Below are 15,834 nucleotides of genomic sequence, written 5' to 3' on the forward strand. Positions count from 1 at the left end.
ATGTTTACCTCCTTTTAGTTACCCACGAAGCTCGTAAACTTCCGGTTTTTGTGCTTGATGAGTGTGTTCAGATCCTCTGAATACGTGTAATTTTTTACCCATTTTACGTCCTAGAGAGCCTTTAGGAAGCATTCCTTTAACAGCAAGCTCTAGCATTTGCTCAGGATATTTCGTACGCATTTCGTATGCAGTACGCTCTTTAAGTCCACCAGGGTGGTTTGTATGGCGATAGTAAATTTTATCTGTAATTTTCTTACCACTTAATTCTACTTTTTCTGCGTTAATGATAATCACATGGTCACCAGTGTCTGCATGTGGTGTGTAAGTTGGCTTATGCTTTCCACGAAGGATCGCAGCAACTTCACTCGCTAAGCGTCCTAAACGCTTGCCTTCTGCATCAACAACTAGCCATTTGCGTTCAATATTATTTTCATTTGCCATGAAAGTTGTGCGCATGAGTGTTTCCCTCCATATTTAAAAAAAATCAATTTCAATATTCATTCGTCTATTTCAACATAATTAGTTTCCGGGGCTAATCATGGTTTAGAAATAAAATGCCATAGATCATAATACACCAAATGATAGGATTTTGTCAAGAGCTGATGCATATGATTTGCATTTTCTCCGACAATCCGCTTACCTTTTTTCATCATACCTAACATTCCATAAATAGAGGCCTTCTGAGGGCACGGTTTCTCCAACAAGCCTTCTATCCCTCTTCGCCAATAAATCCATGATATCAGCCGGCTGACGCCTTCCTTGACCTATATCTAAAAGGACACCTACGATAATTCGGACCATATTATATAAAAAACCACTCCCGCGAAAGATAAACTCAATTTCCGAGCCTTTCTTTTCACAACTCACCTGATAAAGCGTCCGCTCTTTTGTTCCTTTGGTAGTAGCTTTAGCAGAGGAAAAAGTTGTAAAATCATGGGTCCCCTCTAGATAATCACAAGCCGCTTGAATGGACCTAATATCTAATTCATAAGGAAAATAATATGCATAATTCCGTTTAAATACATCCGGTTCACTTTCATGCCAAACATAATATCGATATTCTTTTTCAATTACATCATAGCGTGCATGAAATGAATCATCTGCATATTCGACTTCTTTAACATATAGATCATTCGGAAGTAAGGTATTTAAGGCCTGCTTCCAGTTATATAGAGGAATATCATAAGCTGAGTCAAAATGAATGGTTTGACCCTTCGCATGAACACCTGTATCTGTTCTTCCAGAAGCTTGAATACGAATGTACTCCCCTTTATGCATTTTAGTTAAAGCTGTCTCTAACGCCCCTTGTACGGTTCGTTTCTTAGGCTGTATCTGAAAGCCTGAAAACTGTGATCCGTCATAATTAATAATGCACTTAAGTCTTACCATACTGTAGCAGCCTTCCTTTGAAAGATAGATATTATCGTAGTAACGGAAATTCTATCCTTCCAATTATAATAATTAATTTCGTGTAATAAATAATCCGATTATAATACAAAGAAATAAGATATAGATGAACACATCACGTTTCGCAATTTTTAATTCACGAAGCTTTGTGCGCCCCTCTCCACCTTGATATCCTCTTGCTTCCATAGCCATTGCCAGTTCTTCTGCGCGCTTGAAAGCACTGACAAATAATGGAACAAGCAAAGGTACGACAGCTTTTATCCTTTCTTTTACAGGTCCTGTTTTAAAATCAACACCTCTTGAAGCCTGCGCCTTCGATATCTTTTCTGTTTCCTGTAGTAGAGTGGGGATGAATCGTAGTGAAATAGACATCATTAATGCTAATTCATGCACAGGAAACTTCACTTTCTTTAAAGGACGTAGCATATCCTCAATCGCGTCCGTGATCTCAATTGGTGTCGTGGTTAGGGTTAATAGAGAGGTTACTAAAATAAGTAAAAAGAACCTCATCGATATCGCAAATCCTTGAATTAACCCACCAGTATAAATAGTAAGCGTAAATATTTCCAATACAGGCTTGCCCTCTTTCGTGACAATCATATGGAGAATAAACGTAAAGATAATAAGAAACCATACGGGCGTTAACCCTTTTAATATAAACTTAATCGGGACTTTGGATGAAATTAAACTAGCTAAGGCAAAAGCTGTTAATATCCCATAACTCCAAACATTATTGGCAAAAAACACAATGAAAACATAAATAAATATTATCGAAATCTTTGTCCGTGGATCTAACTTATGAATGATAGAATTTCCCGGGACATACTGACCAATAACCAAAGCATTATTCATGTAGGGTTCCCCCTTTTAACGAACGCTTCATTTGCAAACCAAGTTGTTGCACAGTTTGCCTAGTATAGGGGATATGGATACCAAATTTCTTTTCATAGTTATCAAGAAATTGTACCATTTCTGGAACGTCTAACTGTACATTCTGTAATGCCTCTTTTTGGACAAATACTTCCTCAGGCTTCCCTTCCATATATTTGGTTCCCTTATTAAGAATAATGACATGATCAGCGTATTTTACTGCATCCTCCATACTATGTGTTACTAAAATTGTCGTAAGTGCTTGCTCATGATGCCTGGTATAGAACATTTCCATGATTTCCTTCTGTCCACGTGGATCTAATCCAGCAGTAGGCTCGTCCAATACAAGTACTTCAGGCTTTGTTGCTAATACACCAGCTATTGCCACCCGCCTCATTTGGCCACCGCTTAAGTCAAACGGAGAACGGTTCAAGAAATCTTCCGTTAAGCCAACAGCTGATAGAACTTCTGGAATTCTGTCTTGTATTTCTCTATCCCCAACACCAAAATTTCGCGGACCAAAGCCAATATCCTTCGCTACCGTTTCCTCAAATAGTTGATGCTCCGGATATTGAAATACAACACCTACACGACTTCTAAGCTCTTTCATTAATTTAGGTTTTTCTTCTGCGCTTAAATGATAATCTCCTATCCATACGTCACCTTCAGTTGGTCTGATTAGTCCATTTAAATGTTGGATTAATGTTGATTTTCCAGAACCAGTATGTCCGATAATTGCTACAAAAGAACCAGAAGGGATATGAAAATCTAAATGGTCAATTGCTTTATGTGCGAACGGTGTATGCTGTTGATATACGTAGCTTACGTTCTTGAATGTAATATCCATAAGTCCTCCAGCAGTTCTTCATGATTTAGTGGCTCCTGTGTAACGGGAATGGCCTCTGCTTTTAATACATCAGCTAACCTAGATACAAACGGAACATCCAATCCAATCTTACGCAATGCTTCCTTCTTTGAAAAAATTTCTCTCGGCACACCCTCCGCCCAAATCTGTCCATCATTCATTACAATGGCACGATCAGCTTGAATGACTTCTTGTAAGTCATGGGTGATCGTAAGTAATGTGACCTCTTTTACCTTCTGTACGCCAGCTATTGTCTTCATAATTTCGTTTCGCCCTTTTGGATCAAGCATTGCTGTCGCTTCATCTAAAATTATAACCTTTGGGGAAATGGCTAGAACACTTGCAATCGCTACACGCTGTTTTTGTCCACCAGATAATCGATGTGGTTCTGTAATTCGATAATCCTCCATACCTACAGCGCTTAAGACATCATCCAAGCGCTTAAGCATTTCTTCTCGAGGTAATCCTCTATTTTCCATGCCAAAGGCTACATCGTCCTGAACCGTCGTTCCCACAAACTGGTTATCTGGATTTTGAAAAACCATTCCAACATCTTTCCGTACATCCCATACAGATTCCGAATTTACCTGCTTGTCATCTATGAAAATTTCACCCTCTTGCGGAAACAATAAACCATTCATTAATTTAGCGATCGTGGATTTACCTGAACCATTATGACCAATTATGGCAACCCACTCATTTTCATAGATTGTAAACGAACAATTCTTTAGTACCCAAGGCTGCTCATCTCCATATCGAAAAGATACATTTCTAAACTCGATTAACTTCTTACTCATCATTGTTCCTCCATCTAAACTCACCCGGGGTGTATTCTTTCTTCTAATGAACATGTCTCAGCTTCGTTCTTTAGCTGATTGATTAAGGCTTTACGATGCAATTCGTATGTTAGACGAATGATCTTTCCTTTCCTTTTTCCTTCTACAAAAAAAGGGCTTGGATGCACCTCGTAGAAGAGATTCAGTCCTGCCCTTGTCGGATGTGGTTACATTAAACTAGTTCAATAATTGCCATTTCTGCTCCGTCACCTTGACGAGCACCCAATTTAAGAACACGAGTGTATCCACCTTGACGGTCTTCGTAACGTGGAGCCACATCATCGAAAAGTTTTTGAATCACATTTTCGTTTTCGTTAGCTTCCTTGTTATATAGAAATGATGCTGCTTGACGGCGAGCATGAAGATCCCCACGCTTACCTAAAGTAATCATTTTTTCTACGATGGATCTTAGCTCCTTCGCTTTTGCTTCTGTTGTTTCAATCCGTTCATGAATAATTAAGTCAGAAGCAAGGTTACGAAGCAACGCCATACGATGATCGGTTGTACGACCTAATTTTCTAGCCATGGACTATCCCTCCCTTTCATGATGACTAATGACTTATTTAAAATACGATCAACTGAAAAAAGCTATGTCCAGATCATACTGCACTTTTGATTTTATCAGTCATCATCTCGTAAGCCTAGGCCAAGGTCATTAAGTTTTACTTTTACCTCTTCTAATGACTTGCGACCAAGATTACGTACTTTCATCATATCTTCTTCAGATTTATTTGAAAGCTCTTGAACTGTATTGATACCAGCACGTTTTAAGCAGTTATAAGATCGAACAGATAGATCAAGTTCTTCGATGGTCATTTCCATCACTTTTTCTTTTTGATCTTCTTCTTTTTCGACCATAATCTCTGCGTTCTGCGCTTCATCTGTTAAGCCTACAAAAATGTTTAGATGCTCCGTAAAGACTTTCGCGCCTAAAGAAACAGCTTCTTCAGGTCGAATACTTCCGTCAGTCCATACATCCATTGTTAATTTATCAAAATTAGCTACTTGCCCTACACGTGTATTCTCTACTTGATACGTAACACGTGACACTGGAGTAAAAATTGAATCAATTGGTATGATACCAATTGGTTGGTCATCTCTTTTGTTAGCATCAGCGGGACGATAGCCACGTCCACGTTCTGCTGTAATCTTCATATGCAAGCTGCCTTTGCTATTTAACGTTGCAATTGGCAAATCCGGATTTAATACTTCTACATCACTATCGAATGTTAGGTCTGCAGCCGTAACTTTTCCTTCTCCCTGCACATCAATCTCTAATGTTTTCTCTTCATCAGAGTAAATCTTTAGAGCTAGTTTCTTCAGATTCAAAATAATCGTTGTCACATCTTCAACAACACCTTCGATTGTTGAAAATTCATGTAGCGCTCCATCAATTTGAACTGATGTAACAGCAGCACCTGGAAGTGAGGATAGTAGGATACGACGCAAGGAGTTTCCTAGAGTGGTACCATATCCACGTTCGAGCGGTTCGACTACGAATTTTCCAAATGTAGCATCATCGCTGATTTCTACCGTTTCAATTTTTGGTTTTTCAATTTCGATCATTCAATAAAACCCTCCTTTAAAACGTCGAAACCCCGGTTAGACCAGCTGTCTAACCGAAATTCCTCAAATAGGCAGTTGGCGTTTCTGCACTACCTGTAGTTCTTTCGTACGTTCTTGTCTCTCGGATGCTGTTCGCTAAAGGAGATATACTCCTTTACACTTTTAGCTATCATAACCCATTATAGACAGGGTGACAAATTATATACGGTATAATTATACACGACGACGTTTTGGTGGGCGACAACCGTTGTGAGGAACTGGAGTTACGTCCTTAATTGCAGTAACTTCCAATCCTGCTGCTTGAAGTGAACGGATAGCTGCTTCACGGCCAGCTCCAGGTCCTTTAACCGTTACTTCAAGTGTTTTCATGCCATTGTCAATTGCAGACTTAGCAGCAGTTTCAGCTGCCATTTGTGCAGCAAAAGGTGTAGATTTACGTGAGCCTTTAAAGCCAAGTGCACCAGCTGAACTCCATCCAAGAGAGTTACCTTGTGTGTCCGTAATCGTTACAATTGTGTTGTTGAACGTTGAACGGATATGTGCAATACCTGACTCAATATTCTTTTTCACACGACGTTTACGTGTATTAGTTTTACGTGCCATAGATTATACCTCCTTTTCGTTATTTCTTCTTATTAGCGATCGTACGACGTGGTCCTTTACGTGTACGTGAATTATTTTTTGTTTTCTGTCCACGAACAGGAAGCCCACGACGATGACGGATACCGCGATAAGAGCCGATTTCGATTAGGCGTTTAATATTAAGGGATACTTCACGACGAAGGTCACCTTCAATTGTATATTCGTCCGTTGCTTTACGGATTCTTCCTAATTCATCCTCTGTAAGGTCGCGTACGCGTGTGTCTTCGGAAACGCCTGCTTCTTTAAGGATATTTTGTGCAGTGTTTTTTCCAATACCATAAATATAGGTTAGTGAAATAACTACACGTTTATCACGTGGAATATCAATACCTGCAATACGTGCCATAGCTTTCAAACACCTCCAATTTCTTAACCTTGTTTTTGCTTATGCTTCGGATTTTCACAAATTACCATTACTTTACCATTTCGTTTAATAACTTTACATTTTTCACAAATGGGTTTTACTGATGCTCTTACTTTCATCATCTTTACCTCCTTTAATGGAGCAGAGCTTATTTATAACGATACGTAATTCGTCCTCTAGTTAAATCATACGGAGAAAGTTCAACCGTTACTTTATCGCCAGGAAGAATGCGAATAAAATGCATACGAATTTTACCAGATACATGGGCTAATACTGTATGACCATTTTCCAATTCTACATTAAACATCGCATTTGGCAACGTTTCTGTTACGGTTCCTTCCACTTCAATTACATCGTCTTTCGCCATCGTGTTGATCTCCCTTCTTCAAATCAGTCACAACTTCATTGACAAATTTAGCTATGGCAAATCGTAATTTACCATTTGTGACACGACCAGTTTCTAGAAGGCTGTTTTGGACTTCTGGAGAAATATAATCCATTCTTTCAATATGATGCAGATTCTTTTTCTTTGGTCGATCATATTTACGTTTTTCCCCATCTGCAAGCAAGACATACTTTTCATCGATAATTTTAATTACTAATGCGTATTGACCCGCTTCACGTCCTTGCATAATACGAACAACTTGACCTATTAGCGGAATCGAATCATCTTCGTTCAACAACGATCACCTTCACTTAGGCTATAGTTTATATGGCTACCTTTTAGATGATGTCCCAAAGGTCCGGTAAAGACGTATTATCGAACTTCTTCGTACTCTTTATCCACCCTTAGAACAACTAAAAATAGGAAAAAGGTTTACTCACTTTTCATCCTGTGTCACTTTATTATGAAGTAATACACGTTTATGCGTATGTTACTCTCGACTAATTATAACTTTTAACAATTAGAATTGCATCCCTCGTGCGCTTAATTACAGTTAAGATGCTTATTTTTCAATTTTTGACTGAATATCTTGAAATACTTCATCAATATCCTTATCTCCATTGACAGTTACAAGATATCCTCTATCCTCGTAAAAATCCAATAACGGTTTGGTTTGCTCCATATTTACAGATAAACGAGTTTTCACCGTATCGGCTTTATCATCATCACGTTGGATTAATTGTGAACCATCCTTATCACAGACCCCATCTTCCTTAGGCGGGTTATAAACTACATGATAAGTTGCTCCGCATGTCGGACAAATTCTACGACCAGTTAGACGCTCCACTAATTTTTCTTCCGGTACATCTACATGAAGTACGTAATCAATGGATTGATCCATATCTTGCAATAAGTCCTGTAAGGCTTCTGCTTGAGCGATTGTCCTTGGAAAACCATCTAATAGGAAGCCATTCTTACAATCATCCTTACCCAAGCGTTCTCTGACAATCCCAATCGTAACTTCATCTGGAACAAGTTCGCCTTGATCCATATATTCTTTTGCTTTCTTTCCTAGGTCTGTTCCCTCTTTAATAGCTAAACGGAACATATCTCCTGTTGAAATATGAGGGATGTTATATTTTTCATTTATTTTCTCAGCCTGCGTACCTTTACCAGCACCTGGCAGACCCATTAAAATCAAGTTCAACAATTTTCCCCTCGCTCTCATTGTCAGCAAAAATTACTTTATAAACCCTTTGTAGTGACGCTTTACCAACTGACTTTCCAATTGTTTCATCGTTTGCAGGGCAACACCTACAACGATAAGTAAGCTTGTGCCGCCAATTTGTATAGACGCAGGTAGATCGGCTATTCCACCTAGGGCGATTGGTAGTACAGATACAGCTGCTAAAAACAGCGCGCCTACGAATGTTAAACGATATAAGACTCTTGTCAAATACGTTTCCGTATTCTTACCAGGACGAATGCCCGGAATGTAGCCACCTTGTTTTTGTAAATTCTCAGCCATTTGTTCAGGATTCACTTGAACAAATGTATAGAAATAAGTGAAAGCAATAATTAATGCTACATAAATAACCATACCTGTTGGCTGCGTATAATCGAATATACGTTGAATTGTTGCTGCAATCTGATTACCTTCAAAGAAACTGGCAACCGTACTAGGTGCCATGATAAATGCAATCGCGAAAATGACTGGAATTACCCCAGCAGCATTTACTTTTAACGGTAAATGTGTAGAGTGCCCGCCAACTGGAGAGCGATTTACAAGTTTTTTGGCATATTGTATAGGTATTTTTCGCAATGCCTGTTGAATGAAAATTACTCCAACTGTCACTGCTACAACTACCAAAGCAATTAAGGCAACAATAACAATGTTAATAAACAAATCATCACCAGGATTTATAAAATACTGGCTGTATAATTGTTTAATTCCATTCGGTACTGCTGCTACGATACCTGCAAAAATAATGATGGAAATTCCGTTACCTACTCCATTAGCAGTGATTTGTTCACCTAACCACATCAGGAATGCAGTTCCACTTGTTAACACAATAGCAATAACAAGAAACTTCATTATTCCAGGGTCAGCAATTAGCAAACCACCTGCCATCGCATTAAAGCCAATAGACATTGCAATTGCTTGGATAAACGCAAGGACAATCGTACCGTAACGCGTAACCTGCGCTAATTTCTTTCGGCCTGCATCCCCTTGCTTTTTCCATTCAGCAAATTTGGGTACAACATCCATCTGCAATAATTGCATAATAATTGATGCCGTAATATAAGGCATAATTCCCATGGCAAAAATGGAGAAGTTTTGTAAGGCTCCCCCACCAAATGTATTCAGAAATCCAAATACGTTTTGCTGGTTCATCAATTGATCGATTGCTAGCTTATCTGTAAATGGCACAGGAATAAATGTGCCTAGACGGAAGACAACCAACATCAATAATGTGAAAATTATTTTCCGCCTAATGTCACCTACGCGCATAAAATTGGAGATTGTACGGAACATTAAATCACCTCTGTTTTACCGCCCGCTGCCTCTATTGCTTCTTTCGCTGAAGCAGAGAACTTGTGAGCTTTTACTGTTAGTTTCTTTTCGATAGCACCATTGCCAAGTACTTTAATACCGGCTTTAAGTTTGCTTACGACACCTTCTTCCAGTAATAGCTCAGGTGTAATTTCTGTGCCGTCTTCAAAACGATTTAAAGTATCCAGGTTTACAATTGCAAATTCTTTACGGTGAATGTTTGTAAATCCTCGTTTTGGCAGACGTTGAAATAGTGGCATTTGACCACCTTCAAAGCCCGGACGAGTTCCACCGCCAGAACGTGCTTTTTGACCTTTATGTCCACGACCGGATGTTTTACCGTTACCTGATGACATACCACGACCTACACGATTACGATTTTTACGTGTACCTTCTGCAGCCTTCAATTCATGAAGTTTCATGCGAGCACCTCCTCTTTACGCTAATTTCGTATTTAAACTTCTTTAACCGCTATTAAATGAGATACTTTATTAACCATACCACGAAGAGCTGGCGTATCTTCATGAACAACAGATTGACGAATTTTTTTAAGTCCTAGTGCTTGAACAGTTTTCTTTTGACCTTCTGTTCCACCAATAACACTGCGCGTGAGGGTGATTTCTAGTTTTTTAGACATAACAGTTCCCTCCTTATCCTAACAGTTCTTCTACAGACTTCCCGCGTAGTTTTGCTACGTCTTCTGCACGCTTCAAGTTTGTTAGTCCATTCAATGTTGCACGAATCATATTAATTGGTGTATTTGAACCTAGTGATTTAGTTAGTATATCACCTACACCAGCAAGTTCCAAGATGGCACGAACTGGGCCACCAGAGATAACTCCTGTACCTTCTGCAGCTGGTTTTAATAATACATTACCAGAACCAAATTGACCATGAATTTCATGCGGAATTGTGGTTCCAACGATCGGTACTGTAATTAAATTTTTCTTAGCATCGTCAACTGCTTTTTTAATTGCTTCTGGTACCTCTTGCGCTTTTCCTGTACCAAAACCTACATGACCATTCTTATCTCCGACTACAACTAGAGCTGCGAAACGGAAACGACGTCCACCCTTTACAACTTTTGCAACACGGTTGACCGTAACAACGCGTTCTTCTAGATCTAATTTGTTCGGATCAATGTTTTTACTCATGTATGTCCCTCCTTTATCGATTAAAATTCAAGACCTGCTTCTCTTGCAGCGTCTGCTAAAGCCTTCACACGACCATGATAAAGGTAGCCTCCGCGATCAAATACAACCGATTTGTAACCTTTATCCTGAGCGCGTTTAGCGATCATTTCTCCGACCTGCTTTGCTGCTTCTACATTACTTGTAGATTCAACATTAATTTCGTTGTCTTTCGTTGAAGCACTTGCAACAGTAGATCCATTGAGATCATCAATTAATTGTACATAGATGTGTTTATTTGAACGATATACGTTTAAACGAGGACGCTCCTGTGTACCAAAAAGACTCTTACGTACACGTGCATGTCTTCTTTTACGTATAACATTTTTGTCAGGTTTTGTAATCATTTAGGTCACTCCTTTCTGCTCCCTAACTATTCTTACTTAGCAGTTTTACCTTCTTTACGACGTACGTATTCACCTTCGTAACGAATACCTTTACCTTTATACGGTTCTGGCGGACGAATTGCTCTAATATTAGAAGCAACCGCTCCAACCAACTCTTTATCAATACCTTTAACAATAACTTGTGTGTTTTTTGGTACATCAATTTCGATACCGTCAACAGGGTCTAATTCAACAGGATGTGAGTAACCAGCGTTAATCACTACTTTGTTACCTTGTTTTTGCGCACGGTAACCAACCCCGATAATTTCAAGAGACTTCTCAAATCCTTTACTTACTCCTTCAACCATGTTGTTGATAAGGCTTCGAGTAGTACCGTGTAATGCGCGGTGGTCTTTGTGATCACTTGGACGCTCTAGCGTAATCACATTATCCTCCATATTAACTTTAATATCTGGATGTAGATTTCGTGTTAACTCACCTTTAGGTCCTTTAACTGAAACAGCATTACCTTCCAGTTTAACTTCTACACCTTGGGGAATTTCAATCGGTTTAAGTCCTATACGAGACATTCCATGCACCTCCTCATCATTAAATAATCAATTACCAGACATATGCAAGTACTTCGCCACCAACTGCTTGAGAACGCGCTTCTTTGTCTGAAAGCACTCCTTTAGAAGTTGAAACGATAGCAATACCTAATCCGTTAAGTACACGTGGTACCTCATTAGCTTTTGCGTAAACACGTAAACCTGGTTTACTAATTCGTTTTATACCTGTAATAACTCGCTCTTCGTTTGTACCGTATTTAAGGAAAATACGCAGAACGCCTTGCTTGTTATCTTCAACAAGCTCATAGTCAGAAACAAAACCTTCACGTTTCAAGATATCAGCGATCTCTTTTTTGATTGTAGAAGCCGGAAGCTCTAACTTTTCATGTTTTACCATGTTAGCATTACGAATACGAGTTAGCATATCTGCGATTGGATCTGTCATAACCATTAATCATTACCTCCTTCCCGAATCGGGGTTTACCAGCTTGCTTTTTTGACACCAGGAATTTGACCTTTATAGGCAAGTTCACGGAAACAAATACGGCAAAGTTTAAATTTACGGATTACAGAATGTGGACGGCCACAACGTTCACAACGTGTATATTCACGTACTTGGTACTTTTGTGGACGTTTTTGTTTTGCAATCATTGATTTTTTAGCCACTATTTTCCCTCCTTGTATTAGCTCTTTCGTTTACTTTTGGAAAGGCATGCCTAGCTGAGCCAGAAGTTCACGAGCTTCTTCGTCAGTATTGGAGCTTGTTACGATAACAATATCCATACCACGTACTTTGTTAACTTTATCATAGTTAATTTCTGGGAAAATTAGTTGTTCTTTAACACCTAATGTGTAGTTTCCACGACCATCAAAAGCTTTTTTAGAAATACCACGGAAGTCACGTACACGTGGAAGTGATACTGCAATTAGCTTTTGAAGAAATTCGTACATACGCTCACCGCGAAGGGTTACTTTAGCACCGATTGGCATTCCTTCACGGAGACGGAAACCAGCGATAGATTTCTTTGCACGAGTTATCATTGGCTTTTGACCAGAAATTAATGAAAGCTCTTCGACAGCGTTATCCAAAGCTTTTGAGTTCTGTACTGCATCACCAACACCCATGTTGATGACAATCTTCTCGATTGCTGGTACTTGCATCACAGATTCATAGTTAAATTTATTCATCAAAGATGGTACTATTTCATCTTGGTATTTATTTTTAAGTTGATTCATCATGTCGCCCTCCTTTCGCTGAACCTATTTATCTAATGCTTCACCGGATTTTTTAGCGATGCGGACTTTCTTTCCATCACGTACTTCATGCCCAACACGAGTTGGTTCACCGGATTTAGGATCTATCGGCATTACGTTAGAAACATGGATTGGTGCTTCTTGATTAAGAATACCGCCCTGCGGGTTTTCTTGAGAAGGTTTGGCATGTTTTTTAATCATATTAATTCCTTCAACTAGCACACGATCCTTTTTCGGGTATGCTTCTAAGATAGTACCTTCTTTTCCACGGTCTTTGCCGGAAATTACTTTAACTTTATCACCTTTTTTTACATGCATGCTTAACGCACCTCCTAACAAGGCTAATTTTTAGCTTATAATACTTCTGGAGCAAGAGATACGATTTTCATGAATTTTGCATCACGTAATTCACGTGCGACTGGTCCGAAGATACGAGTTCCTCTTGGACTTTTATCATCACGGATGATTACCGCTGCATTTTCATCAAAACGAATATATGACCCATCTTTACGGCGTGCACCAGACTTCGAACGAACAATAACAGCTTTAACAACGTCACCTTTTTTGACAACGCCTCCTGGTGTTGCTTCTTTTACAGTACATACAATAACATCACCGATATTAGCTGTTTTACGTCCTGATCCACCCAATACTTTAATGGTTAGCAATTCACGAGCACCAGAGTTATCTGCGACTTTCAAACGAGTTTCTTGTTGAATCATATCGCTGTGACCTCCCTTCGGATCTTCCTTAGCGAACTATATTATATAATTACCGCTTCTTCAACAACTTCAACTAGACGAAAACGCTTAGTAGCTGATAGCGGACGAGTTTCCATGATACTTACAATGTCACCAGTTTTAGCCTGGTTATTTTCATCATGTGCTTTTAACTTTTTAGAGTATTTTACACGTTTGCCGTATAGCTTGTGGAACTTATACGTTTCAACTAAAACAGTAATTGTTTTATCCATTTTATCGGAAACAACACGGCCTGTGTATACTTTACGATTATTACGTTCAGTCATATCGAGGCTAACCTCCTCTTCAATTTTCTAGTTATTTACGCTTAATTCACGTTGACGTACTACAGTTTTCATACGTGCAATTGACTTTCTAACTTCACGAATGCGTGCAGTGTTTTCCAATTGGCCTGTTGCAAGTTGGAAGCGTAAATTAAATAGTTCTTCTTTTAACGATTTAACTTTTTGTTCAATTTCGGCAGTGGTTAGTTCTCTAATTTCATTAGCCTTCATTGCTTTCACCACCAATTTCTTCACGTTTTACAAACTTAGTTTTGATCGGAAGTTTATGAGAAGCAAGACGCAACGCTTCGCGAGCAACCTCTTCTGATACACCTGCGATTTCAAACATAATTTTCCCTGGCTTAACTACTGCTACCCATCCTTCAGGAGCACCTTTACCGGAACCCATTCGAACCTCTAGGGGTTTTGCAGTGTATGGTTTGTCTGGGAAGATTTTAATCCAAACCTTACCGCCACGTTTCATGTAACGAGTCATTGCAATACGAGCAGCCTCGATTTGACGGCTAGTAATCCATGAAGCTTCTGTTGCTTGCAGACCAAATTCACCGAAAGCTACTGTTGTGCCGCCTTTAGCTTGGCCTCTCATTTTACCACGATGTTGTCTACGATATTTCACACGTTTAGGCATTAACATAATGCATTGCCCCCTTCCTTATTTTTCTGATTTAGTTGGAAGGACTTCTCCACGGTAAATCCACACTTTTACACCTAATTTACCATAGGTTGTATCAGCTTCTGCTGTACCATAGTCTATATCAGCACGTAAAGTGTGTAGTGGTACTGTTCCTTCACTATAATGTTCCGCACGAGCGATATCTGCTCCGCCAAGACGTCCAGATACTTGTGTTTTAATCCCTTTTGCTCCAGCGCGCATTGCACGTTGAATGGTTTGTTTTTGAGCACGACGGAATGAAATACGGTTTTCTAATTGACGAGCAATATTTTCAGCAACTAATGTTGCATCGATATCGACTTTTTTGATTTCTACGATATTGATATGAACTCGTTTGCCTGTAAGGCTGTTCAATGATTTACGTAGTGCTTCTACTTCTGACCCGCCTTTACCAATTACCATACCTGGTTTACCAGTATGAATCGTAATGTTCACGCGGTTTGCTGCACGTTCTATTTCGATCGAAGAAACAGCAGCAATTTTTAAGCGGTTTTCAAGATATTCTCTAATTTTAATATCTTCGTGTAGTAAGTCTGCATAGTCCTTGCCTGCGTACCATTTAGACTCCCAGTCTTTAATAATACCGACGCGAAGACCTGTTGGATTTACTTTTTGACCCACTGACTATCCCTCCTTCTTTTCTGTTACCACAACTGTGATGTGGCTTGTGCGCTTGTTAATTCTGCTTGCACGTCCTTGTGCACGTGGACGGAAACGTTTCAATGTAGCACCTTCGTTTACGAATGCTTCCGAAACTACTAGATTGTCTGTATCCATTTCGTAGTTATGCTCTGCATTAGCGATCGCAGAGTTTAAAACTTTTTCTACGACTGGAGAAGCACCGCGCTGTGTATGGCGTAAAATCGCAATTGCTTCACCAATATTTTTTCCTCGAATAAGATCAACGACTAAACGTACTTTACGAGGAGCAATACGAACCGATTTCGCAACGGCTTTAGCTTGCATGTTGTGTGCCTCCTCTCATTAGCGTTTTGTTTTCTTATCATCGCCGGCATGCCCTTTGTAAGTGCGTGTTGGCGCGAATTCTCCTAATTTGTGTCCGACCATGTCTTCTGTAATATATACTGGAACATGTTTACGTCCGTCATAAACAGCAATCGTATGTCCGACAAAAGTAGGGAATATAGTAGAGCGACGAGACCAAGTCTTTACTACTTGTTTTTTATCGCCTTCATTTAAAACTTCAATCTTTTTCATCAGATGGTCATCTGCAAAAGGTCCTTTTTTCAAACTGCGACCCATGGATAAACCTCCTTTCGCACTTGAG

General features: G+C 39.4%; 30 protein-coding genes. All 30 read right to left on the minus strand.

All coding sequences use genetic code 11. The features are described 5' to 3' along the window. Window positions 1-18: 18 nt before the first annotated feature. The 30 genes from rplM to rpsS all read right to left on the minus strand — a co-directional run bounded on the left by rplM (window position 19) and on the right by rpsS (window position 15,809). Window positions 19-456 carry a 50S ribosomal protein L13 gene (rplM, locus tag RVS70_RS08885; RefSeq protein ID WP_026680263.1) on the minus strand — a complete coding sequence of 146 codons (438 nt, stop codon included), beginning with the start codon at window positions 454-456 and terminating at the stop codon, window positions 19-21. 180 nt (window positions 457-636) lie between these two features. After that, window positions 637-1,389 (minus strand): tRNA pseudouridine(38-40) synthase TruA, encoded by a 753-nt coding sequence (truA, locus tag RVS70_RS08890; RefSeq protein WP_026680262.1) that lies wholly within the window; start codon window positions 1,387-1,389, stop codon window positions 637-639. A gap of 72 nt (window positions 1,390-1,461) precedes the next feature. After that, on the minus strand, window positions 1,462-2,259 hold the full coding sequence (locus RVS70_RS08895; RefSeq protein WP_026680261.1) for an energy-coupling factor transporter transmembrane component T family protein: 798 nt from the start codon (window positions 2,257-2,259) through the stop codon (window positions 1,462-1,464). After that, complete coding sequence (locus RVS70_RS08900; RefSeq protein WP_026680260.1) at window positions 2,252-3,124, minus strand: energy-coupling factor ABC transporter ATP-binding protein; 873 nt, start codon at window positions 3,122-3,124, stop codon at window positions 2,252-2,254. The genes RVS70_RS08895 and RVS70_RS08900 overlap by 8 nt, the downstream gene beginning before the upstream one ends. Next, entirely contained in the window at window positions 3,100-3,939 is an 840-nt protein-coding gene (locus RVS70_RS08905) for an energy-coupling factor ABC transporter ATP-binding protein (RefSeq protein ID WP_026680259.1), read from the minus strand. Before RVS70_RS08905 ends, RVS70_RS08900 begins: the two co-directional genes overlap by 25 nt. Before the next feature lie 211 nt (window positions 3,940-4,150). Beyond that, window positions 4,151-4,504 (minus strand): 50S ribosomal protein L17, encoded by a 354-nt coding sequence (rplQ, locus tag RVS70_RS08910; RefSeq protein WP_026680258.1) that lies wholly within the window; start codon window positions 4,502-4,504, stop codon window positions 4,151-4,153. Between the two features lie 95 nt (window positions 4,505-4,599). Further along, complete coding sequence (locus RVS70_RS08915; protein WP_026680257.1) at window positions 4,600-5,544, minus strand: DNA-directed RNA polymerase subunit alpha; 945 nt, start codon at window positions 5,542-5,544, stop codon at window positions 4,600-4,602. Between the two features lie 213 nt (window positions 5,545-5,757). Further along, window positions 5,758-6,147 (minus strand): 30S ribosomal protein S11, encoded by a 390-nt coding sequence (gene rpsK, locus RVS70_RS08920; protein ID WP_026680256.1) that lies wholly within the window; start codon window positions 6,145-6,147, stop codon window positions 5,758-5,760. 19 nt (window positions 6,148-6,166) lie between these two features. Beyond that, on the minus strand, window positions 6,167-6,532 hold the full coding sequence (gene rpsM, locus RVS70_RS08925; RefSeq protein ID WP_026680255.1) for a 30S ribosomal protein S13: 366 nt from the start codon (window positions 6,530-6,532) through the stop codon (window positions 6,167-6,169). A gap of 23 nt (window positions 6,533-6,555) precedes the next feature. Continuing rightward, the gene (rpmJ, locus tag RVS70_RS08930) at window positions 6,556-6,669 is read right to left on the minus strand and encodes a 50S ribosomal protein L36 (protein WP_005999442.1); all 114 of its coding nucleotides are present in this window, start codon (window positions 6,667-6,669) and stop codon (window positions 6,556-6,558) included. 29 nt (window positions 6,670-6,698) lie between these two features. Further along, the gene (infA, locus tag RVS70_RS08935; RefSeq protein ID WP_010095735.1) at window positions 6,699-6,917 is read right to left on the minus strand and encodes a translation initiation factor IF-1; all 219 of its coding nucleotides are present in this window, start codon (window positions 6,915-6,917) and stop codon (window positions 6,699-6,701) included. Beyond that, a complete protein-coding gene (locus tag RVS70_RS08940; RefSeq protein WP_026680254.1) occupies window positions 6,895-7,230 on the minus strand; it encodes a KOW domain-containing RNA-binding protein in 336 nt (111 codons plus the stop codon). The genes infA and RVS70_RS08940 overlap by 23 nt, the downstream gene beginning before the upstream one ends. Window positions 7,231-7,497: 267 nt before the next feature. Beyond that, a complete protein-coding gene (locus RVS70_RS08945; RefSeq protein ID WP_026680253.1) occupies window positions 7,498-8,142 on the minus strand; it encodes an adenylate kinase in 645 nt (214 codons plus the stop codon). Window positions 8,143-8,175: 33 nt separating this feature from the next. Further along, window positions 8,176-9,471 (minus strand): preprotein translocase subunit SecY, encoded by a 1,296-nt coding sequence (gene secY / locus RVS70_RS08950; RefSeq protein WP_026680252.1) that lies wholly within the window; start codon window positions 9,469-9,471, stop codon window positions 8,176-8,178. Beyond that, window positions 9,471-9,911, minus strand: a complete 441-nt coding sequence (gene rplO / locus RVS70_RS08955) for a 50S ribosomal protein L15 (protein ID WP_026680251.1) — start codon at window positions 9,909-9,911, stop codon at window positions 9,471-9,473. Before rplO ends, secY begins: the two co-directional genes overlap by 1 nt. Before the next feature lie 32 nt (window positions 9,912-9,943). Continuing rightward, window positions 9,944-10,126, minus strand: coding sequence for a 50S ribosomal protein L30 (rpmD, locus tag RVS70_RS08960; RefSeq protein ID WP_026680250.1), 183 nt, complete (start codon window positions 10,124-10,126; stop codon window positions 9,944-9,946). Window positions 10,127-10,139: 13 nt separating this feature from the next. After that, window positions 10,140-10,643: a 30S ribosomal protein S5 gene (rpsE, locus tag RVS70_RS08965; protein ID WP_026680249.1), complete on the minus strand. Its 504-nt coding sequence runs from the start codon at window positions 10,641-10,643 to the stop codon at window positions 10,140-10,142. A gap of 20 nt (window positions 10,644-10,663) precedes the next feature. Next, window positions 10,664-11,026, minus strand: a complete 363-nt coding sequence (rplR, locus tag RVS70_RS08970; protein WP_026680248.1) for a 50S ribosomal protein L18 — start codon at window positions 11,024-11,026, stop codon at window positions 10,664-10,666. 32 nt (window positions 11,027-11,058) lie between these two features. Then, a complete protein-coding gene (rplF, locus tag RVS70_RS08975; RefSeq protein ID WP_321132927.1) occupies window positions 11,059-11,595 on the minus strand; it encodes a 50S ribosomal protein L6 in 537 nt (178 codons plus the stop codon). 31 nt (window positions 11,596-11,626) lie between these two features. Beyond that, complete coding sequence (rpsH, locus tag RVS70_RS08980; RefSeq protein WP_026680246.1) at window positions 11,627-12,025, minus strand: 30S ribosomal protein S8; 399 nt, start codon at window positions 12,023-12,025, stop codon at window positions 11,627-11,629. A gap of 29 nt (window positions 12,026-12,054) precedes the next feature. Next, complete coding sequence (locus RVS70_RS08985) at window positions 12,055-12,240, minus strand: type Z 30S ribosomal protein S14 (protein WP_019375521.1); 186 nt, start codon at window positions 12,238-12,240, stop codon at window positions 12,055-12,057. A 30-nt stretch (window positions 12,241-12,270) separates the two neighbouring features. After that, on the minus strand, window positions 12,271-12,810 hold the full coding sequence (gene rplE, locus RVS70_RS08990) for a 50S ribosomal protein L5 (protein WP_026680245.1): 540 nt from the start codon (window positions 12,808-12,810) through the stop codon (window positions 12,271-12,273). Window positions 12,811-12,834: 24 nt separating this feature from the next. Beyond that, entirely contained in the window at window positions 12,835-13,146 is a 312-nt protein-coding gene (gene rplX / locus RVS70_RS08995; protein ID WP_026680244.1) for a 50S ribosomal protein L24, read from the minus strand. A 35-nt stretch (window positions 13,147-13,181) separates the two neighbouring features. After that, window positions 13,182-13,550 (minus strand): 50S ribosomal protein L14, encoded by a 369-nt coding sequence (gene rplN / locus RVS70_RS09000; RefSeq protein WP_026680243.1) that lies wholly within the window; start codon window positions 13,548-13,550, stop codon window positions 13,182-13,184. A 41-nt stretch (window positions 13,551-13,591) separates the two neighbouring features. Continuing rightward, window positions 13,592-13,855: a 30S ribosomal protein S17 gene (gene rpsQ, locus RVS70_RS09005; protein WP_121604289.1), complete on the minus strand. Its 264-nt coding sequence runs from the start codon at window positions 13,853-13,855 to the stop codon at window positions 13,592-13,594. Window positions 13,856-13,882: 27 nt separating this feature from the next. Beyond that, window positions 13,883-14,083 (minus strand): 50S ribosomal protein L29, encoded by a 201-nt coding sequence (gene rpmC, locus RVS70_RS09010; protein ID WP_026680241.1) that lies wholly within the window; start codon window positions 14,081-14,083, stop codon window positions 13,883-13,885. Then, window positions 14,073-14,507, minus strand: coding sequence for a 50S ribosomal protein L16 (gene rplP, locus RVS70_RS09015; protein ID WP_026680240.1), 435 nt, complete (start codon window positions 14,505-14,507; stop codon window positions 14,073-14,075). The genes rpmC and rplP overlap by 11 nt, the downstream gene beginning before the upstream one ends. Before the next feature lie 18 nt (window positions 14,508-14,525). Next, window positions 14,526-15,167 (minus strand): 30S ribosomal protein S3, encoded by a 642-nt coding sequence (gene rpsC, locus RVS70_RS09020; RefSeq protein WP_026680239.1) that lies wholly within the window; start codon window positions 15,165-15,167, stop codon window positions 14,526-14,528. A gap of 3 nt (window positions 15,168-15,170) precedes the next feature. Next, on the minus strand, window positions 15,171-15,512 hold the full coding sequence (rplV, locus tag RVS70_RS09025) for a 50S ribosomal protein L22 (RefSeq protein ID WP_321132933.1): 342 nt from the start codon (window positions 15,510-15,512) through the stop codon (window positions 15,171-15,173). A gap of 18 nt (window positions 15,513-15,530) precedes the next feature. Further along, window positions 15,531-15,809 carry a 30S ribosomal protein S19 gene (gene rpsS, locus RVS70_RS09030; RefSeq protein WP_026680237.1) on the minus strand — a complete coding sequence of 93 codons (279 nt, stop codon included), beginning with the start codon at window positions 15,807-15,809 and terminating at the stop codon, window positions 15,531-15,533. Window positions 15,810-15,834: the final 25 nt, after the last annotated feature.

This window comes from Virgibacillus sp. M23 (genome assembly GCF_034190895.1).
GTDB classification, from domain to species: domain Bacteria; phylum Bacillota; class Bacilli; order Bacillales; family Amphibacillaceae; genus Virgibacillus; species Virgibacillus salarius.